We start from the raw sequence: 20,690 nt of genomic DNA on the forward strand, positions 1-20,690 counted from the left end.
CCACCGGCGCATCGTCGGTGATATTACTGGTAATCTTCTCTGGCCCACTTCACAGCAGGCTCAAACCACTCATTCATCAGTGGAAAGAGGAAGCCGTGCTCTTTGCCGGTGTTGAGCTCGATGTTTTTGAAATGCGCTATATGGCAGGTGGACTTTTCTATTCTGCCAGCAAGAGACACAGAGCCATGGTCAGTTTTTTCGTTGATCGCCAGGATATTACCACACAGGTCAATGTCAGGAATTTGCTCCACCAGCCCTTTAAAGGAGCTGCCGATAAAAACAAAATTCAGCTGTTCGTTTCTGGCGTAGGTAGAAACATACTGTGCAATAAATCCGCCCTTAGACGTGCCAACTACCGTGATTTCAACTGACTCAACACCCATTTGCAGTAGACTATCGATCTGCCCCTTCACTCTGCGGGCGTAAGCTTTCTCGTCGGTATTGGGCTGGCGCTTTTCAGTGATCACCGTAAAACCTTCTTTCTTGAAGGCGCTTACGATCTCCTGGTACTCAGCCCTGCCGTATTTGGGATGACCTTCATTAAACTCATGATCTTCTAACCACTTGTTGTGCAGAAAAAACAGGTAGCGCTCGTCGTTGGCAGCGCACGAAAGCAGCGAAGAGCAAAAAATAACCCCGATAAGAGTGAACTTCATACTGACTGGTTTGATAAATGGCCGAATATAGCACTTCGGGCTTTAAAGATAATTATTCCAAAATCACCTTCCGCCGCTTTGGTTCTTATGACCGGACAAACCTTAAGAGTTCATCCAGCCGACCTTTGTCTGCTTCTTTTAATGCTAGCAAATATTCTTTTCTGCTGTCGCTTAGCTTGGCAAGATCGCCAGCTCCCCAGGTAAATACGGGTTGCTTAAATATTTTGTCAATAATTACGTCTGCCATTAATCGACTGTGTCGACCATTACCATTTGGAAAACAATGGATGCTGACAAGCCGATGTTTAAACCGTATGGCCGTCTCATCCGGCGAATAGGTTTCGTTTTTAATCCAAAATGCCGCGTCGTCACAAAGTGCCTTTAGAGCAGTGGCGATTTGCCATTTGTCTATCCCAATATTTTTATCTGTCCTTCTAAATTCACCTGCCCAGCTCCATACATTTTTATACATCCGCCGGTGCAGGCCTCGTATAAACGACTCAGTCAAAATTGTTTCAGGCTTGAAAGAACGGCCCAAAGTCCACTGAATGGCATCTTCAATGTTTTGCTGCTCGAATTCATCCAATTCAGTCCTTGTTGCTATCGTTTCTATCAAAAGTCCCTCCCTCTCCTCCTCATCCAGCGGGGTTTGACCGTTGATGTATTCAAAATCTAATCCCATAACACCTTTGGCATTTCACTTTTTAGCGCAGATGCCCTTTCCGATATGGCCATTCTTAACCTTGACTCTGAATTTTCCTGAGCTTCCAGCTTCATGGTATTGGAAGTTCGGCGCACAATTTTCGTGGCGAGTTCTCTGGCCTTTCTTTCAACAAGCGCATCCAGTGAGCCATCCTTTGGCACAAAACCATATACCAAATCCATATCCAGGGCATTGGCCGCTTCACGCAATGACTTGATGGTGATGCTCCCGTTTTTCTCCCTATTCTCTATTTCAAGGACGCTCTGTCTGGTTATGGAGAGCTTGGTAGCTACTTGCTGTAGCGAAATACCCAAGGCTAGTCGAACGGTTTTTATCCAACCCGTTGGGGGAATAGGCGTGCTTTTGATGCTCGAATATACCTTTAGTTTTCTTTCGAGTTGATCTAACTGTAGCCTTTTAGCTTTCATTATGTAAGGATATAGCCTGACTTTTATAATACAAAAGTAAGGTTATAATTTGACAAAATCAAGTGAATTGTCAGCTTATAACCTGACGAAAGGATTGCGCCTGGTTATATATAAAAGTACTAAGCGTGGAAATAGCTTCACGAACCACGGGATTTTTTGGAGCGAGATAGGCCAGCTCACTCCAAAATCACCTTCTCCAGCTTCTCTTCTACTACTTTGCCATCCTTCATCGACACGAAGTAGCAATTGGCTTCGGGCTTGGTGGCCACCACCTTGAAGGGCTTGCCATTCTTGAAAATGATGCCTGAGTAGTTGTCCATGGCGTAGCCAGCTTTGAAAATGCCGTTTTCGATGTTTTTCATGTACAACGGCCTGCGAAATTCCTCAGCATCGTAGTGTGGGCTGTGGCTGTAGGGTAAAAATCCAAGGCCTTCCACTACGCTCAACTCGATGGGGCGGGAGTCGGTGGTGCCATTATCGAACCAGCAAAGTGAGCCAGCACTGCCGCCAGCCAGGATGATACCCTTTTCAAGCGCTTTTTTGAGTACTAGGTCAATACCCTGTGCCTTCCAGATGGCCATCATGTTGAGGGTATTACCGCCGCCGACATAAATAGCATCGACATTTAAGAGCACCTCTTCGAAAGTCTGCTTCTGGTTGTAAGAGCTGATCCACACCTTTTGCACCGACGGCTCCACTGACAGGTCATGCACCAGCTCGTAAAAGCGGATAATTCCTTGTTCGCTGTCGCCTGAGGCGGTTGGCAGGTAGCAGATCTTCGGGCGCTCCTTACCGGTGAGTTTGATTATTTCTTTGATGAATAACTTATTGGAACCACCGCCGAATGGGAAGATGTACTGGTCTTGGGCAAGAGAGATGCCTGTTGCAGATAGAATGGCGAGGCTGAGGAGGATTAATTTTTTCATAGGTTGGTTTTGGTTCAAAAGACAATGTAACCAGCCTGTGGAGCTTGAACAAGTTCTTTTCTGTGACCTGCCCAAGTGATTACTTTTCTAGTGAGCGTTACTCTCAGACAACTTACCGACTAGCTCTCTTGCCTTATCTTTGTCCGTCCTATGAATTTCTCCCATTTTCAATTCGACCATGTTCTTGGTCAGTGTAGCTATTTTATGGATTCGTACTATTGAGGGGAGTTTTAAACCTGCTTTTTCCCAGTTGGTCAGGACAATATCGAAAGCGATTTGGTATAGCCTGCTGGTGATTCTGCAAACGATAATATCGCCGTCTTCAAAATCGCTGATGACTAGCGGAGGCCTTCTTTTTGATGCAGAATTATCAGTGAAAGGAAATTTCAGGAGCACAACATCACCAAAACTGAGCCTACTCATCTATCTTGTAGGTGTCATAAATAGCATCAGACTCATCATAACCTTCAAGAAATTTTTCAACCACCAGCTGCCCTAGCGCACTTTCATCACGAATGGGCGACTCTTCCAGTAAAATAATTACTCTCGCAGCTCCATCTTCAGATTGAGCAATTTCATTCTGAAGCCTGGAGGGAATATCGATCTTATTCTTTTTAATCTTGGTTGTGAACTCAAATGCCTTCATAAACCATGGTTTTCTCAAATATACGAATAATGTCTTTTTAAGTGACTGTGGAGGTAAGTAGAACGGGGATTTACTCATGAAACAAAAAAGGGCCACTTCAAAACGGCCCTTTTTCGATCAGTTATTGACAATTTTATTGCTCACTCTTCACCGTCGGGTACTTAATGCCCAACTGCTCCAGGTAAGTGCCATACTTGCTTTCGTCATAGTAAAACGGCTTCAGCTGTGGACGGAATTCATCCTGAATTTCGGTATTCAAATGAGTTGCCGGCTTCTCATCGTCAGCAATCATGGGCTTGTACTCAGTGTCCATCATTTGCACGTTGCGGTAGTAGTCCCAGGCCTGCGTTACCAGCTCTGGCTTCAGTAGAAAATCCACCAACGTCATGGCCTCAGCCTTGGCACCTGCCACCACGCCTTTGTGGGCAATAGGTGTGGCCATGGCTACAGCATTGGCCCAGTGGTGACCTGGCAGCCCTGGGATGTTGGAAGGAAACCGCATGGTAACTGTTGGCAGCTTCCAGCTGATGTCGCCAATATCATCAGAGCCACCGCTCACGAAATTGCGTGTCGGTGGTTTCAACGTGTCAAGTGCCGTCGGTAGCCCCTCTTGCTTGGGATTGCCGAGCTCCTTTTGCAGCGCCTTAGCCAAAGTCTGGTCGTCATCACTCCAGGTAGGCAGACCGACCTTTTTGATGTTTTCGTACATGGTTTCTGCGATCACTTTGTTGAAGTGGCGGGGCCAGGCGCTGCCCAGCACTCTGCGGGTGACTGTGGTGCCTGTCATCATGGCGGCACCATCGGCAATGCGATTGCCCTTTTCATACATCTCCATGATTTTTGGGTAGGTCACGTTGCGGTAGTAAAACCAGATGGAAGCCTTGGAAGGCACCACATTGGGCTGATCACCACCATCTTTGATCACGTGGTGTGAGCGCTGCAGCGGATCAAGGTGCTCCCGCTGGTACTGCCAGCCGATAGAAGTAAGCTCTACGGCATCCAAAGCACTTTTACCTCTCCAGGGGGCGCCAGCAGCATGAGCCGCCTCACCCTCAAAAGAGTACTCCACCGAAATCAGGCCGGTACCGGAGGCTTGCCCGTAGGAAACACCAAAGTTGTTGCCCACATGGGTAAAGATGGAAATGTCTACATCGTCGAAATAGCCGTCACGGGTGTAGAACGCTTTGGTGCCTACCAACTCTTCCGCTACGCCAGGCCAAACGATCAGCGTTCCTGACATTTTTTCCCGCTCCATGATCTCCTTCACTGCCAACACGGCGGCAATGTTGAGCGGTGTGCCGGAGTTATGCCCCTCACCATGCCCGGGAGCACCTTCCACAATCGGGTCGTGGTAGGCCACGCCAGGCTTCTGCGATGCTTTTGGGATACAGTCAAGGTCGGAGCCGATAGCGATGACTGGCTTGCCATTGCCCCATTTGGCAAACCACGCTGTAGGAATGCCTGAAATGCCTTGTTCGATGGTGAAGCCATTTTCTTCGAGAATACCCGTAAGGTATTTCGATGTTTCCACTTCCTGAAAGCCGAGCTCCGAAAAGCTAAATACCTTGTCGACCATTACCTGTGCCAGTTTGGCGTTGGCCTCTACCTTGGCGGCCGCTTCTTTTTTTAGTGCGTCAATTTGTTTGGCACTGTACTTTTTGGCCTGGCCCATCAACAGTGCGGGGGCACACACCAGCATAAAACAAACAGTAAGAATCCTTTTCATTATAAACGGTTTAGTTATCAGTTCAGCATCAAATATTCATTGAAGTAATCTGGCTTTTTCGTTTTTACCAGCCGAACTTAGACGAACGGAAAAAACAACGTTTGTAAACGGTTTGCAAAAGTTACAGCTACCTGCGCCCATTACCCGATTTGCACCCACTCCCAGTGGATTTTTACACATCGGCAACGTCTATTCCTTTCTGATTACCTGGCTTTTGGCCCGAAAAAACAATGGGCAAATTTTACTCCGGATCGACGACCTGGATCAGGAAAGAGTGAGGCCGGAGTACGTGGAGAACATTTTTCGCACGCTGGAATGGCTCGGGCTGGATTGGGATTTGGGGCCTTCTTCTGTTGAGCAGTTTGAAAAGGAATTTTCCCAGCTTCGCCGCATGGAGCTTTATGAGGCTGCTTTGCAAAAGTTGGAGAACGAAGGGGCGGTTTTCGGCTGCGATTGTTCCCGAAAGCTGGTGAAAAAGCTCATTGAAGCGCACAACTACGAGGGAATATGTCAGCACAAAGGCCTTGAGCTCCATGGGCCTGATATCAGCTGGCGTCTTAAGACCGAAGGGATGGCGGTGGTTCAAATGAAGAGATTCAAAAATGATGCAACTGTAGAAAAGCTGTCATATGCTCAATCTCATTTTGTTGTCAGAAGAAGAGACGGCATTCCGGCCTATCACCTGGCCTCCGTGGTTGACGATGTGCACTTTGGGGTGAACGCTATTGTGAGGGGAGAGGACCTTTTTGAAAGCTCGGTGGCGCAACTGTATTTGGCCGAAAAGCTGGGGCTGGGCACTTTTTCTCAGGCAGAATTTTTTCATCACCCGCTGATCCTGGACGGGGGAGTGAAGCTTTCCAAGTCGCAGCGGTCGTCAGCAGTGTTGGATGAGTTTTCGCAGGACAAGGCAAAACTGTTCCGAAAGCTCGGTGGTTGGCTGGGGCTGCAACCGGAAGCGTGCGGGAGTTTGGATGAGATGTTGAAGCAGTTTTCTTTTGAACGTGTTGCACGAACTAATTCACACTAAGTAGCAAAGCCGGCGGTTGTTCTCGTCGTCTTTGCGTAGTCAAAAAATCCCGACTTTTTTCACCCCAACCAACATCTGAATTCTCCGTAGCCATTCCGTGATTTACCGATCCGCAACTTTAAGCAACCCATGTGTTAAAAATCGTTAAATCCCTTACTGCAACAACCAATAACGTTATATTGAAGAACTGAACATTCTAAAATTCAGTAGATTACAAAAGGACAACTCAAAAAAGGACTAATTATGCTTATTGGAAACTACCTCAAACTTGCTTTCAGGCATCTCCTGAAAAGCAGGGAAACCTCCATCATTAACCTTGGAGGGCTCATCGTTGGCTACACATGTGCCATGCTCATTTTTCTTTTTGCCAAAAACCAGCTCAGTTTCGACGACTGGAACACCCAAAAGGACAACATCTACCGGGTGCTCACCATCGATGAGGCGCTGGGAGTCAGCAGCAACCTGGTCGGGATTACCATGCCGGCTATTGGCCCGGCCATGAAGACAGAACTCAGTCAGGTGAAAGAAACCACCCGGATCAGCTACAGTGGCCGAAACCTGGTCGAGTACAACGATGTGCCGCTTTACACGGAGAACTGCGCCTATGTTGAAAACTCGATTTTCAATGTGTTTGACCTGGAGCTGCTGGCGGGCAATAAGGAAACAGTGTTGTTGAACCCGAACACAGCGGTTTTGACAGAAAGCTTCGCCAAAAAAGTGTTTGGGGTAGAAGACCCCATGGGAAAGACCTTTGAGATTGACAACTCAACCAATATGCAAGTGGTGGGGATCGTAAAAGACCTGCCAACAAACACACACCTGAGGTTCGATGTGCTGGCATCGCTGGTGCCTACCGAGGCGGACAGCTCTACCAGACAGTTTCTGAGTACCTGGCGATCCATTGCCATTACCACTTATGCGGTACTTGAGCCTGGTGCCAGCGAGGAAGCCACGGAAGCAGATATGGAAGCGCTGATTAGAAAGAATGATGTGGGTGAGAACTTTTCGGTCACCTTGCAACCCCTCAGCGACGTGCATCTGAGCTCAACAGGAATACTGTTTGACAATTTCAACTTTGAAAAAACCGATCTCAACTATGTGTACACGCTGCTGATGGTGGGCTTGTTTGTCATTCTGATCGCCACTTTCAACTTTATGAACCTCAGTACAGCCCGCTCGGCCAATCGAGCCAAAGAGGTGGGCATGCGCAAAGTATTGGGCGCCTACAAACCGCAATTAGTGGTTCAGTTTTTAAATGAAGCCATCCTGCTATGCACCATCGCCATGCTCGTGTCTCTGCTGGCAGTTGGTCTCTTGTCGAGCTACCTTGATTTTGGTATCCCGGATAACCTGTTGGTTTACCTACTTTCTGATGCTTCCACCGTGGTGGGCATTTTAGGCATTACATTGGGCATCGGGGTGCTGGCCGGCTTTTATCCAGCCTTTTTCTTGTCTGGCTTCCAGGCTCTCAAGGTGCTTCGTGGCAACTTTAAAACAGGGAAAAGTGGTGTTTGGCTTCGAAGGTCGCTGGTGATCATTCAGTTTACTGCCTCTGTCACCATGATCATTGGAACAGTGGTGGTTGGCAGGCAGCTCAACTATATCAAAAGCATCGACAAGGGCTTTTCAGAAGAACAGGTTGTCACTTTGAGCCTGAGCGACCAGACTGTTCAGCAGAAAGCAGAGGCGATGAAAAATGAGATGCTACAGCAGAGAGGCGTTTTGTCGGCAGCGTACTCTTCCAGTATGCCCGGACGAGGCTTTGGACGCAGAGGTATCCGGCCGGAGGGAAGCGACCCTGATGACGTGTGGATCGTGAGCGTGATGTCAGTCAATGAGGACTACTTTCCGCTCATGGGCATGGAAATAGTAAAAGGGAGAAATTACTCAAAGGACTTTCCTGCCGACGAGCAGCAAAGCCTGATTATCAACGAAGCAGCGGCGGCAGCTTTGGGCTGGGACGAGCCAGTTGGAAAAAAGATTGGGTATGGGCCAGCTGAGAGAACTGTCGTGGGTGTGGTGAAGAACTTTCACTTCGCCAGTATGCGTCACAAAATTGAGCCCATCATCATTGCCTTCAACCCCAATCCGACCTCAACGCTGTCAGTGAAAATAGATGCTTCTCAGACTAAAGAAGTGCTCGCTTCAATGGAAAGCATGTGGAAAACGATGTTGCCAGCCCACCCTTATGAATATACTTTCTTCGACGAAGAATTCGGTCGCCAGTATGAGAGCGACGAAGAGTTTGCTGGCCTGATCCAAAACTTTACGTGGCTGTCCATCTTTATCGCTTGTCTTGGTTTGTTCGGTCTTTCCACTTTTACGGCAGAGCAAAAAGTAAAAGAGATTGGCATACGCAAAGTGCTGGGAGCCTCTGTGCAGGGCATAGTGTTTTTGCTTTCACAGGAGTTTTTGAAGCTGGTGGTTGTAGCCTGCCTCATTGCCGTGCCAATAGCCTGGTACTCCATGGACGGCTGGCTGGAAGGTTTCGCTTACCGCATTGAGTTGAAATGGTGGTTCTTCGTTGCTGCCGCCAGCACTGCAGTACTCATTTCAGTGCTGACAGTGAGCTATCAATCGATCAAGGCGGCGATAAGAAACCCGGCTGGGTCGCTACGAACGGAGTAACGGAATCCTTGTCGCTTTATAAAAAGTGTATCACGCAAAGAAACGGGACTTTGAACTTTGCCGACTGATTCATCAGCCCGTCCTTTGCTTGAGTATTTCTGAAATAATTTGCGTCGGAATTGTAACGTTTGGTGTCTTTGGGAGTGATATACAGTAGAAATCCTATCACTCTCAATGAAGCATACCATTTTATTTTTATTGGTGGCCGGTCATTTTTTTGCTCAGGCTCAGTCAAACTCTACTAAATCATACACCACGGCTCACATTATTGGAGCCGCTCCCGAAATCGACGGCTACATCAACGACCCTGTGTGGGAAGAGGTAGACTGGGCCGGGGGCGATTTTCGGCAGGTAAACCCCGACAAAGGCAAACCAGCCACAGTGCAGACTAAGTTTAAGATACTTTACGACGCTAAAAACCTCTACGTGGCTTTCAGGTGCTACGACCCTGAGCCCGACAAAATAGTAAGGCGGATGTCACGGCGAGACGGTTTCGATGGCGACTGGGTAGAAATTAATATTGACAGCTACTACGACAAAAGAACTGCGTTCTCCTTCACCTCGTCCGTCTCAGGGGTAAAGGGAGATGAGTACATTTCGAACAACGGCGACAATTGGGACGACAGTTGGGATCCTATTTGGTATCTCAAAACAAGCATAGATGAAGAAGGGTGGGTCGCCGAAATAAGAATTCCGCTAAGCCAGCTCCGATTTGCTGAAAAACCAGAGTTAACCTGGGGCATACAAGTGCAGCGCCTTTACTTCCGCAACCAGGAGCGCTCGCAGTGGCAGTATATTCCTCCTGATGCTGCCGGTTATGTCCACCTGATGGGTGAAATGACTGGAATTAAGGGAATAAAGCCACAGAAGCAGCTGGAGATTCAGCCGTATGTAGTTACAAAGATGGAGCGCTTTGAAAAGGAAGAGGGCAACCCTTACTTAACTGGCCGTTCTGCCGGAGCAGACGTGGGCCTTGACGCAAAAATCGGGATCACCAGCGACGTCACACTTGACCTTACCGTTAACCCCGATTTTGGACAGGTGGAGGCGGATCCTTCGCAGGTCAATTTGAGCGCCTTCGAGCTTTTTTTTCAGGAACGAAGACCCTTTTTTACCGAAGGAAACAATACACTCAATTTTCCTGTTTCGCAAAACGATAACAACATCCTGTTCTACTCACGCCGGATTGGCAGGCAGCCGCAAGGAGGGGTAGATACGGATGCTTCTGGTCCCGATGCTGTCGACGAATACGTAAAGCCCAACAACCGGACAACCATTCTTGGCGCTGCCAAGCTGACTGGCAAGAATAAAAAAGGATTCTCCTGGGGAATCCTTGAAAGTGCGACCTCGAAAGAGTATGCGGAAATTGATAGCCTCGGCCATATCAGAAAAGAGGCAATTGAGCCGTTCACTAATTACTTTGTAGCCCGGGGGCAGCAGGATATTAACAAGGGAAATTCGATACTTGGCGGCATTGTAACTGGCGTAAACCGCAATATTAAAGACCAGCATCTGGATTGGCTGCATGATGCGGCGTACTCTGCAGGTGTCGACTTTCTGCACAACTGGAGTGAAAGGAAATACTACGTCAGCAGCAAAATAATGATGAGCCATGTAAAGGGAAGTGCTGAGGCCATTTCCAATACGCAGCTGTCGTCTGAGCGTTATTTTCAGCGGCCCGATAACGATCACACCGAGTACGACCCAACACGCACGTCGCTAACAGGCACAGGCGGTGAGGTGATTGTGGGGAAGAAAAGTGGTAACCTCATCAGCGACCTCGGCATTGTTTGGCAGTCGCCCGGGTTCGAATTGAACGACATCGGCTACCTGGCGCAAACGGACAATATTTCGCAGTGGTTCTGGATGCAATACCGGATACTGCAGGCCAAAGGCATAACCCGGTGGCAGCGCTATAATATCAACCAGTGGAAAGAGTACGATTTTGGCTGGCGTAGCCTCAACGAAGGATACAATGTGAATGCGCACGCCGAGTTCAAAAACTTTTGGCAGTCGGGAGGTGGCATTACCTACCGAGTCCGAAGCGCTTCCAACGCTGATTTGAGGGGCGGCCCAACCATTGCTTATCCCGGCATGTTCAATTTCTGGGCTTACACAGGCACCGATCCAAGGAAAAAATTTCATGTCAACGTAAATCCTGAGTTTGGGGTCGGTAGGGAGAATTATCGCAGATATGCCGGCTTATATTTTAATTTTACACTGAGGCCAACCAACGCTTTGAACATTTCTGTTTCTCCAACCTTTGAAACCAGCAAGAATCAATTACAATATGTTTCGTCGCCCACCACAGATGATGGTAGCAGGTACATAATGGGGACAATAGACCAGACCACGGCCAGGGTTGTGTTCAGGGCTACGTACATGATCACTCCGAATCTTTCGGTTCAATACTACGGGCAGCCTTTCGGCACTTCAGGAAAATATAGCGAGTTTAAATCCATCACCGACGCCAGCGCCTCGGAGTACAGTCAGCGTTACATTCCGCTTCCTGCCAGTGTCATGTCAACCGGCAACGACAAATATTTTGTTGATGAAAACAACGATGGCACGTCCGATTACTCCTTTGGAAAACCGGATTTCAATTTTGGACAGTTCCGCTCCAATATGGTCGTTCGATGGGAGTATATACCTGGCTCCACACTGTTCCTGGTCTGGACAAGGGAAAGAAATGGTGCCTTCTACGACTCCCATCCTGATCATGACAAATACTCTTTTGACTTTGATGAACGGGGGCACAATATTTTCCTTTTCAAGTTCACCTACAGGTTTGTTTTGTAGCGAAGAATGAAATTCACCAAAAGGAGAAGTAAGCTTTGCGGTCTGATTTATCTGGCCTGCTCCTTTGCGTGATTATTTCACCTTTTTTGTGAAATCACGCAAAGACGCTAAGGCGCAAAGATGGACTTAATTGAATTTTTGTTCGGGATGATTCGAACTGCGTCTATGTGATTAATCAAATTAGCCAGCCTCTTGAGAGAAAAACTACAGCCCATTAACAATTCTCTGAATCCCGTCTTTGATAAGTTCTTCATTGAAATTGACAAGCAAACCCAATTTCATTTTTGTAAGTCTCAGGTAGGTCAGTAGCTGTTTTTGGTGAACTCTGCTTATTTCTTCTACTGACTTAAGCTCCAGAATTACTTTTCTCTCGACGATGATATCAGCTTTGAAGCCGATATCCATTTTCAGACTATCCCAATAAACTGGAATGCCTTTTTGTCTTTCGATGCTCAATCCGGCTTTTTTTAGCTCATAATAAAGGATCTCCTCGTAGACAGATTCGAATAGCCCCGGCCCCATCCCACGATGAACTGTAAAGCAGGTGTTGACAATGATTTTTGATAGATCGTTTTCCGACATAGTTTTCATAGTTAATGGTTGGAAAAAAAGTATTCTAAAATATAACAAATGAAACGGTAAGGATAAGCTCAAGGCTTAATGACCTAGACCAATAATATACTCTTGCAAATTTACGTGGATCGCAAAGGCGTAAAGAAGGAGCTTCCAGACCTTTGCGGTCTGATTTATCAGACTTGCGTCTTTGCGTGACTATTTCTACCTTTTTAAAGAGATCACGCAAAGACGCCAAGGCGCAGAGAAGTGGCTTTGTATCTCCCTTTGAGGCCAGGCAAAATTGTTATTGGGAGTCCTGAATGTGGTCGCCATAAAAAAGAGAAGGACTCACAGCAGGCGAGTCCTTTTTCTTTACCTATTCCTCCCTTCCAACTGTGAAGAGGTGTTTTAAGCGTGAAGGGTTCTTAATTGTCTTTCTTTTCTTTTTCAATCATCGATGAGGTGAGATCGTTCAGCACTTCCAATTTTTTTGAGAAGTCGCCTTTCAGTTTGTCCCGAAAGGTTTTCATATTGTCCAACAACGACTGCATGCTGTCGGGGATAGCTTCCTCCAGGTACTGTCGCATGCGCTTGGCCAGGGTGGGCGACTTGCCGTTCGTAGAGATGGCAATTTTCAGGTCTCCTTTGCGAACGATAGAGCCAAGGTAAAAATCACACAGCGCCGGAGTATCTGCCACATTGGTCAAAATGCCCAGCTCCGTTGTCTTTAGTTTGATTTCTTTGTGAAGTTCAAAATTATCTGTCGCCAGTATCACCAGCTGCTTGTTGTTCAGGTCGTCAAATTCAAACTTCCTGTAGGTCAGCACCACATTGGGGGAGCTTTTTGCCAGCTTTTCAGTTTCTTCTAAATAGCGATCGGCAACAACCGTTACATTGGCCAGTGGGTTGTTGACCAGCAATGCAGTGAGCTTTTCGAGCCCCACATTGCCACCTCCCACAAGCAGCGTGTTGAAGTTCTCGAGTTTCAGGAAAACCGGAAAAAGCGTATTTTGGCTCATGCCTTTTTTTCCAGTTGTTCCAGTATCGTTGCCATGAATTCTTCTTTCTGCGCAACTTTTACCACTTCACCAATAACGATAATGGCTGGGCTGCCGAGTCTTTTTTCCCGGGCAATAGAGGTAATGCTCGACACAGTGCCAATACCCATTTTTTGATTGGGCAGGCTGCCGTTCTGAATAATAGCGACGGGCGTTTCGTCTTTTTGAAACCTGGAAAAGATTCCCATAATTTCCTTCAGCTTGTTCATCCCCATCAGTATGATAACAGTGGCATTTGATTGGGCAGCATAGTAGAGATCGTTCGATACTTTGCCACCACTGGTGGTACCCGTAATCACCCAAAAGCTGTCGCTCATTCCTCGGGCAGTAAGGGGGATATTGTTTATAGCTGGAACGGCATGCGAACTGCTGATGCCAGGAATTACTTCCACGTCAATCCCAAAGCTTTTCACGTAATCCATTTCTTCCTGTCCACGACCGAAAATGAAAGGATCTCCGCCTTTCAGGCGTACCACATGCCCGTAGTGATAGGCATGCTCCACAATCAGTTTATTGATTTCCTCCTGCCTGTAGCTATGTCTACCGGCTCTTTTGCCTACAAAAAGCCTGACGGCCGACGCAGGGGCATATTCGAGCAGTTCCTCGTTAACCAGGGCGTCGTAAAGCACTGCATCAGCCGACTGCAAGGCCTTCACTGCTTTCAGCGTAATTAGCTCAGGGTCACCCGGGCCGGCTCCAACCAGGGAAACTTTTGGAAGTTTTTTTGCCTGAATATTCATTGTCAGTTGCTGGTTGAAAGGTTAATTGGATGCAATGAGCTGCTTGGTACGGGTAGCTTTTACCTTCTCAATAAATGCCGCCGCTTCCTCCTTAAATGTGCCAGCGAACGCCTTTGTAGGCTCGTTGCTGCTTATTTTGGTGATGTGTGCTTCGAAGCTTCCTTCCGGGAAAGTGAACTCACCTTTTTCAACAAAAATTCTGTCAAAGTCTCTGATGATGGCTATCTGCGTATTGTTTTTCACATCTTCAGAAAGTAACAACGCCTTGGCAGAAGTCACAAACACATTGTAGCTATGATAAAGCGAGTCCGCCCAGCGGCCCTCCGCAAAGGCTTCATTCGCCCAGTCGAGCTTTTCCTCAGAATCATAGAACAATGTCGCCACCAGGTCAATGATCACACCGGCACACTCGCCAACAGCTGTTTCCACCTTGAAATTTTCTTCTTCGCCCCAGTCCACAAAATCAGAATCTGAAAGATCGTCCAGCGAAGTAAGTGGCTTCAGCAAAGTATAGAAATACCTGTCGCCTTGTCGGGCGAAATAATCTTTGTAGTACTCGCCATCGTTGCCATTTTCGTCATAATCGGCGAGTAGCACTCTCAGTGCTTCCGGGCCTCTTTTGCTGGGGATCTTGATCACTTTGTTAGCAATACGGCCATTGCCGTCGGCGTCAACTCCCCCACCGAGAAGCACTTGCAGGGCAGGGAGAACCAGCCCGTCTTTTTTCTGAGAGCTGCCGTGGAAGCCTATTCCAGCAATGCCATGCTGCCCGCAAGAGTTGGGGCAACCGCTAATTTTAATGCTGATGTCACTGTTTTTCACCAGGTCGGGAAATTCTTCCGTCATCACTCTTTCCAACTCTACAGCGATGCCATAGCTGCTGGAAATTCCCAGGTTACACGTGTCGGTGCCTGGGCAGGCAGCCACGTCAGCAGTCGATTCGAAACCAGGATTGGCCAGCCCCAGCTTGTCCAATGCCACGTAAAGACCCCGAAGCGCCTCTTCCCTTACAAACTTGAGTATGTAGCCTTGAGTAACAGTAATTCTGAGTTCATCCGCTGCAAACTCCCTGACGACCTCTGCAAGCGCCCTTGCTTTGTCGGAACTCAGGTTGCCAAGTTGGGTTTTAAGCCCGATAGCGAAGAAGCCTTTTTGCTTTTGAGGAAAAACGTTCGTTTGCAGCCATAGCTGATACCGAGCCTCATTGTCGATGCTTACTTCCGGATATACCTTTCCCTCTGGCTGCGGTTCAGGCTGCTGCACCGAATTCGTATCAATTTTGTAGGTCTTATGTTTGAGTGCCGGATATTCAGCTTTGGCCAGATCAAGTAAGCCCTGCAACCCGATTTCGGCCATCAAGAACTTCATGCGTGCCTTTTGACGGCGTGCCCTTTCACCATATCTATCGAAAACCCGCAAGAGTGACTCGGCAAACGGAATGATTTGATCTTCCTCCATGAACTCATAGGCTACCTGGGCTAGCATCGGTTGCGCACCAAGGCCGCCTCCCACAACCACTTTAAAACCTCTAACCTCTTTTCCGTTTATCTGCTTCACTTTGGCAATGAACCCGATGTCGTGGATGAAAGAGAACGCCGAATCTTCGTCGGAACTGGAGAAGGAAATTTTAAACTTTCTGCCCATTTCCTGGCAAATAGGGTTGCGCAGAAAGTACTCAAATGTTGCCTGGGCGTAAGGCGTGATATCAAATGGCTCGTTGGGGTCAATGCCCGCTTTGGCAGATCCGGTTACATTTCTTACTGTGTTACCGCAGGCCTCCCTAAGTGTGATTTTTTCTTTTTCAAGCTTTGCCCAAAGTTCGGGTGTCCTGTCGAGGCTTACATAGTGAATCTGAATGTCCTGCCGTGTGGTGGCATGCAGGGTACTGCTGGCAAACTCATCCGACAAATTGGCTATATGCACCAGCTGCCGGGTAGTTATTTTGCCATAGGGCAGTTTGATCCTGATCATTTGTACGCCAGGCTGTCGTTGACCATACACTCCTCTTGCAAGACGCACACTACGGAACTTGTCGTCGTCGATCTGCAGGTTCCTGAATTTTGAAATTTTGTCTGCCAGGTCAATGATGTCTTTCTCAATGACCGGGTTGTTGATGTCTTCTAGCTCACTTCTGAAACTTTGCATGGCTGAATTTTCTTGGGATAAAAACAAAAAAGCCTTTCCACTTTTATAGTTGGAAAGGCTTTCATTTATATTTTGGATGGTGCTATTGTTCGTTTTCTCGATTTGCTACCACACCAATTAAATGCCTTTCCGTTTCCGGACAACACCAGAACCAACAAGCGCACCTACTTGAGGCGAACTCTTTCTCATTTATCAAAAATTGGGTAGCAATTGAAATCACTTACTCTATAAATTTTATACAATGCTAAAGTTGGCATTTTATAAATCCAAAGATTGCATCATAAATTTTCCTGAATCAAAATATTTACAACTTTTGGGCGACTATTACAGTAGTTTATTTGGTATACCATGCGCTCAAATTAGCGGATGGTATACAACGGTGTAAGGACTCATTCGTACCTAAGCACTCTAACGGGATTTCGTCTCGCTGCGTTCAAGCTTATTACAGAAACGGTCAGCACAATGACACTTGCGACCAGAAGCCCCGCTGCCCCAAACGACCACCAACTGATCCCCGCCTTGTAAGCGAATGCCGATAGCCAGGCATCTATGGCAGCAAAAGTGACAGGTGTGGCAACAAGAACCGACAACCCAAGTATCACCAGCAGCCTTCTGTTGAGCAAAACAAGGATGCCGGAAATGGAAGCACCAAGCACCTTACGGATGCCAATTTCCTTAGTGCGTTGTTGAACCATAAAGCTGGTGAGTCCATAAAGGCCAATGCAGGCCACCAAAATGCTCAATATCGAAAAGAAATTGATGGCGCTGAGCAGTCGTTGTTCGTCGTTGTAAAAGCGGGCGAAATCTTCATCGAGGAAGGTGTAATTAAATGCTGCCTCTGATTCCATGCTTTCCCACTTTTCTCTGATGGCGTCAAGTGTAGCCGGGTAGTCGTTTCCGCTGAGCCGTGCGGCAATATTCCAGCCATTCATGCGGTTGAGAATACAGAGAGCAGGTTGCACTTGTTTGTGAAGCGATTGAAAATGAAAGTCTTTTAGCACACCAACAATATGAAGTGGCTGGCTGTCGTCTCCCCATATTTTAACAGTACGGCCCACCGGGTCGTCGTAGCCGAGGCCTTCTGCGAGGGTTTCGTTGATCACCACACCAGTGCTGTCGGAGGCAAATTTGGTATCAAGAAACCTTCCTGAGGTCAAGTCGATATTGTATACCTCGCTGAATTTGTCGTCGACAGTAAAGTAGGTAGACATTACGCCGCTCTCATTGACACTGCCACCTTCAGGCACGGCGTAGTAGGAGTTGTTGGTGTAGCCATTGCCAAGTGCATCCATGCCGGCGGATGCCGTTACAACATTGGGCACGGTGGCCAGCTCCTGCAGAAATGCTTGCTGTTGCTTGAAAATCGCTGAGTTTTGACTCACCCGCATCACCACCACCTGCTCTTTGTCAAAGCCCAGATCCTTGCTCAGCATGAACTGATTTTGCCGGTAAATGAGGAGTGAGCCGGCAATGAGACACACAGTTACGATAAACTGGAAAGAAATAAGTATCTCCCTGAAGGTTCGGCTTCCTTTGCCCTTTAATAGCTTGCCTTTTAGCGACTCCACCGGACTCCATGACGACATTACCAGCGACGGGTAAAGGCCCGAGAACAGGGCTGTAAAAACAAACACCGAGACTAGCAATATAATGCCACTTTGTTCCTGCCAAATGCTGATGTAGATGCTTCTACCCGTTAGCTCCGCAAAAAGAGGCTTGCCAACGTCGGAAAGGGTGGCGCCCATGCCCCAAGCCAGTGCGACGATAATGACTGCCTCAAACAAGAACTGCCACCTTAGCTGGGCCGACGAAGCACCCATGCTTTTTCTGACGCCCACTTCTTTAGCTCTTTTCATCGATTGTGCTGTGGAGGCGTTGATAAAATTGATGCAGGCCATCAAAAGGGTCAGCAGGCCAATTACGCCTAGTGTTTTTATAGTCGATGGGCTGCCAAACTGGAAGCCATCCATGAAATCGAAATTGCCTGCCTGGAGATAAATGTCAGCTACGGAGATTAGCCTTGGGTGATCCTTCACAAGCTCATAGTCGGCCTTGGCGTATACAGCTTCAATTTGCTTTTCCAGCGTTCTTGTGTCGACAGGTAAGGCACTTTTGATATAGGTATACACTGAGAGCTTGTACCACTGTGAAATGAGTTGACCGTCGGTGGTTTTGATTTCCCAGGGCACTATCGCACTGATTTTCATGTGGCTGTCGGGGTAGTTTTTGATGATACCAGTGACTTTCAATGGCACTTCAAAATCGCCTGTCAGGCGGAGCGTTTGGCCAATGGGATCCGTGCTTCCGAAATACTTGCTGGCAAGCGTCTCTGTTAGAATGACGGACGATGGATCGTTGAGGGCTGTGGCGGGGTCGCCTTTGAGAAACTCGAAATCAAAAAACTGAAAGAAGTGCTTCTCTGCCATAAGCACATCGCTGGAATACTTTTGGTCGCCCACTTGCACTGAAGACCGTAGGTTGCGCACATTGATGACATCGCTAACCGAAGCTAGTTGGCCTTTGAGTAATTCAGCGTCTTGTCTGGTGGTCAGGCCTACGTTTCTGCTACCCTCACCCTTTAAATCTTCCTTCCAATGCAGCAAATAGGTATTGCTGGCCTCCTGTTGAAACGCATCAACTTTGAGCTCACCAATAATAAATGCTCCAATGGTGATGGCGGCGGTGATGCCAACAGCCAGTCCAATAATGTTTAGCAGTGAGAAAGTTTTATTTCTTACAAGGTTGCGGTAAGCAATCAAAAGGTAGTTCCTGATCATAGCTACTTTTTTTGCTAAAATCCAGGGCTAAGGAAATGCCATTTTTATAAGTAGCTGATAACCAATTAATTAATTTCAAGGAGGGTGTGTTGCTCTGTTTCAAAATGGAACAGCCCGTACATTATTTTGACTCGTCAAGGAATTTGATAAGCTCTTTATGTGATAGCAGCAGGGCGTCCATCACCTCCAGCAAGTTTTCGTAGTCGTCGGCAATATTTTTAACGTCACGGGAGATGTCGCTTGATTTCGACATTTTGAACTTGTGAAACTGCCTGAATCCCTCAAGTATTTTCTGCATGTCATCCGATTGACTCATGAAACGCTCCAGCCTTGCCCTGTTGTCGATGAGTTCTGCTTTCAGGTGAGCGGTTGCTTCCTCGGCCGGAATGGGTGCGGCTTCGTTGGGCAGGCCCATTTTTTCTAGTTCCTCCTGTATCGCCGCTGAGTTCGACAGGTCTTTTTCCAGGAGATCGGACAACTCAATGTTAAATAATTTTACAATTTTGAGGACGTTCTCAAGTCGGGGCTCTGCTGTTCCTTTCTCGTAACTGGCAATATTCCCCCTGTTGAGGGCAATCCTTTCGCCAAGCTGCTCCTGGCTCAGACCAGCTTTCTTTCGTAAAAATTTCAGGTTATCAGCGAAAAACTTCATTTTTGTAAAAAATATTTACATTTTGATGTAGGGCCCGGTTGTTTTTCACAACAATTGTGTACTTTTAAGTAAATTTATGTAAAAAAATTAAACATTTTCTATTGACACTCGTTAATATTAGTGTTATGAATTTTACAAAACATCAAATTAACAGATATATCAATCCGATTCACACTTCTTCCAGTCAATTTTTTCCTTAGCGACCTAGTCCGCCAGGAGCGCCGTGCCGGGAATCCGTTATGGAGCAACCGGCAAGATGGCTAAAATAATTTTCTGACTTAAAAGAAGACGACATGATTACCGCAGAGAAAACCAGGAATACTAATTCGAAAAAGAAAGACTTTAAGAAGCTAGGGTTTTCTGCCCTAGACACCATAGAGATCACCCAAGGTCTAAACCAGCTATTGGCCAATTACTCAGTGCATTACCAGAAACTCAGGAACTTTCATTGGAATGTAAAAGGTAACGATTTTTTCAGGTTGCATGAGAAGTTTGAAGAGTTGTACGATGAGGCCAGAGGGCACATTGACGACATCGCCGAGCGGATACGGGTTTTTGGCCAAACGCCCATGAGTACGATGGGTGAATACATTGAAAACGCCGAAATCAAAGAGATTAGAAAGGAGCTTCTTGCCAGGGAAATGGTAGTGGAGGTTTTGCTCGACATCAGAATCCTTCTTTCCGACATGCACAGTGTGGTGCACACCGCTCAGGAAAGTGATGATACCGGAACGGAAGACATGCTCACTAGCTATATTCAGGGACTGGAAAAACATCACTGGATGCTTAGTGCATGGTTAAACGAAAAATGGGAGGTTAAATGAGCAGTTTAGTAACCCATCCAAGAGTAGCCACCTTTATTTATAGCAGATCGAAGGTAAGAGACAGAAAACTGCTCGCCAGAGCAGAAGCGCTTAGCTTTAAGCTTAAGCGGGTTGATATTGAAACGGAGAAGCTCACAACTACTCATTTCGCAAGCTTAGCGAATGACATGGATGTGGATATCAATAGTTTGATCGACTCACGAATTGTTCAGGGTCACGAAATTTCTGATACTGAAGGCGCTTTGAAGCTTATTAATAAAAATCCAGAGTTGCTTAAGACGCCAATAGTGGTCACTGCCGAATGTGTAACATACATTGGCGACTTCGGTGATTTGGCGAGGCTCGATAAGCCCCTTCACGCAAGTAATCAGTCATTATCTTAACCGTAAAAACATCCCCG

At 47.1% G+C, this 20,690-nt stretch carries 18 protein-coding genes; 5 read left to right on the top strand and 13 right to left on the bottom strand.

The annotated features are described in order from the left end of the window. Positions 1 to 23 precede the first annotated feature (23 nt). From AAC052_RS06155 to AAC052_RS06185, 7 genes are all read right to left on the bottom strand, one after another. Positions 24 to 656: an alpha/beta hydrolase gene (locus AAC052_RS06155; RefSeq protein WP_317488428.1), complete on the bottom strand. Its 633-nt coding sequence runs from the start codon at positions 654 to 656 to the stop codon at positions 24 to 26. 85 nt (positions 657 to 741) lie between these two features. Continuing rightward, a complete protein-coding gene (locus AAC052_RS06160) occupies positions 742 to 1,338 on the bottom strand; it encodes a mobile mystery protein B (protein WP_317488427.1) in 597 nt (198 codons plus the stop codon). Beyond that, positions 1,329 to 1,787, bottom strand: a complete 459-nt coding sequence (locus tag AAC052_RS06165) for a mobile mystery protein A (RefSeq protein ID WP_317488426.1) — start codon at positions 1,785 to 1,787, stop codon at positions 1,329 to 1,331. Before AAC052_RS06165 ends, AAC052_RS06160 begins: the two co-directional genes overlap by 10 nt. Before the next feature lie 176 nt (positions 1,788 to 1,963). After that, on the bottom strand, positions 1,964 to 2,713 hold the full coding sequence (locus AAC052_RS06170) for a peptidase E (RefSeq protein WP_317488425.1): 750 nt from the start codon (positions 2,711 to 2,713) through the stop codon (positions 1,964 to 1,966). 87 nt (positions 2,714 to 2,800) lie between these two features. Beyond that, positions 2,801 to 3,136 carry a type II toxin-antitoxin system PemK/MazF family toxin gene (locus tag AAC052_RS06175; protein ID WP_317488424.1) on the bottom strand — a complete coding sequence of 112 codons (336 nt, stop codon included), beginning with the start codon at positions 3,134 to 3,136 and terminating at the stop codon, positions 2,801 to 2,803. Further along, a complete protein-coding gene (locus tag AAC052_RS06180; RefSeq protein ID WP_317488423.1) occupies positions 3,129 to 3,359 on the bottom strand; it encodes a hypothetical protein in 231 nt (76 codons plus the stop codon). The genes AAC052_RS06175 and AAC052_RS06180 overlap by 8 nt, the downstream gene beginning before the upstream one ends. A gap of 133 nt (positions 3,360 to 3,492) precedes the next feature. Further along, positions 3,493 to 5,058, bottom strand: a complete 1,566-nt coding sequence (locus tag AAC052_RS06185; RefSeq protein WP_339811930.1) for an amidohydrolase — start codon at positions 5,056 to 5,058, stop codon at positions 3,493 to 3,495. A gap of 139 nt (positions 5,059 to 5,197) precedes the next feature. On the opposite strand from AAC052_RS06185, the gene AAC052_RS06190 reads away from it, so the two are divergent. The 3 genes from AAC052_RS06190 (at position 5,198) to AAC052_RS06200 (ending at position 11,539) form a co-directional block, all read left to right on the top strand. Further along, positions 5,198 to 6,112, top strand: coding sequence for a glutamate--tRNA ligase family protein (locus AAC052_RS06190; RefSeq protein ID WP_339811754.1), 915 nt, complete (start codon positions 5,198 to 5,200; stop codon positions 6,110 to 6,112). A gap of 243 nt (positions 6,113 to 6,355) precedes the next feature. Next, positions 6,356 to 8,740, top strand: coding sequence for an ABC transporter permease (locus AAC052_RS06195; protein ID WP_339811756.1), 2,385 nt, complete (start codon positions 6,356 to 6,358; stop codon positions 8,738 to 8,740). Positions 8,741 to 8,914: 174 nt separating this feature from the next. Further along, complete coding sequence (locus AAC052_RS06200; protein WP_339811758.1) at positions 8,915 to 11,539, top strand: DUF5916 domain-containing protein; 2,625 nt, start codon at positions 8,915 to 8,917, stop codon at positions 11,537 to 11,539. Between the two features lie 204 nt (positions 11,540 to 11,743). Here the strand turns inward: AAC052_RS06200 and AAC052_RS06205 are convergent, their stop codons facing one another. The 6 genes from AAC052_RS06205 to AAC052_RS06230 form a co-directional block, all read right to left on the bottom strand. Next, positions 11,744 to 12,121 carry a GxxExxY protein gene (locus AAC052_RS06205; protein ID WP_339811761.1) on the bottom strand — a complete coding sequence of 126 codons (378 nt, stop codon included), beginning with the start codon at positions 12,119 to 12,121 and terminating at the stop codon, positions 11,744 to 11,746. A gap of 398 nt (positions 12,122 to 12,519) precedes the next feature. After that, positions 12,520 to 13,113 (bottom strand): bifunctional precorrin-2 dehydrogenase/sirohydrochlorin ferrochelatase, encoded by a 594-nt coding sequence (locus tag AAC052_RS06210; protein ID WP_339811764.1) that lies wholly within the window; start codon positions 13,111 to 13,113, stop codon positions 12,520 to 12,522. Further along, positions 13,110 to 13,892 (bottom strand): uroporphyrinogen-III C-methyltransferase, encoded by a 783-nt coding sequence (gene cobA / locus AAC052_RS06215; RefSeq protein WP_339811765.1) that lies wholly within the window; start codon positions 13,890 to 13,892, stop codon positions 13,110 to 13,112. The genes AAC052_RS06210 and cobA overlap by 4 nt, the downstream gene beginning before the upstream one ends. A 21-nt stretch (positions 13,893 to 13,913) precedes the next feature. Further along, positions 13,914 to 16,037: a nitrite/sulfite reductase gene (locus AAC052_RS06220; RefSeq protein ID WP_339811767.1), complete on the bottom strand. Its 2,124-nt coding sequence runs from the start codon at positions 16,035 to 16,037 to the stop codon at positions 13,914 to 13,916. Positions 16,038 to 16,426: 389 nt separating this feature from the next. Beyond that, the gene (locus tag AAC052_RS06225; RefSeq protein ID WP_339811769.1) at positions 16,427 to 18,814 is read right to left on the bottom strand and encodes an ABC transporter permease; all 2,388 of its coding nucleotides are present in this window, start codon (positions 18,812 to 18,814) and stop codon (positions 16,427 to 16,429) included. Positions 18,815 to 18,935: 121 nt separating this feature from the next. Beyond that, entirely contained in the window at positions 18,936 to 19,466 is a 531-nt protein-coding gene (locus AAC052_RS06230; RefSeq protein ID WP_151998212.1) for a helix-turn-helix transcriptional regulator, read from the bottom strand. Positions 19,467 to 19,759: 293 nt separating this feature from the next. On the opposite strand from AAC052_RS06230, the gene AAC052_RS06235 reads away from it, so the two are divergent. Then, on the top strand, positions 19,760 to 20,290 hold the full coding sequence (locus AAC052_RS06235; protein ID WP_317488414.1) for a DNA starvation/stationary phase protection protein: 531 nt from the start codon (positions 19,760 to 19,762) through the stop codon (positions 20,288 to 20,290). Next, positions 20,287 to 20,673, top strand: a complete 387-nt coding sequence (locus AAC052_RS06240; protein WP_339811773.1) for a hypothetical protein — start codon at positions 20,287 to 20,289, stop codon at positions 20,671 to 20,673. Before AAC052_RS06235 ends, AAC052_RS06240 begins: the two co-directional genes overlap by 4 nt. The last annotated feature ends 17 nt before the right edge of the window (positions 20,674 to 20,690 follow it).

The sequence above is a fragment of the uncultured Imperialibacter sp. genome (assembly GCF_963974565.1).
GTDB classification, from domain to species: Bacteria; Bacteroidota; Bacteroidia; order Cytophagales; family Cyclobacteriaceae; genus Imperialibacter; species Imperialibacter roseus.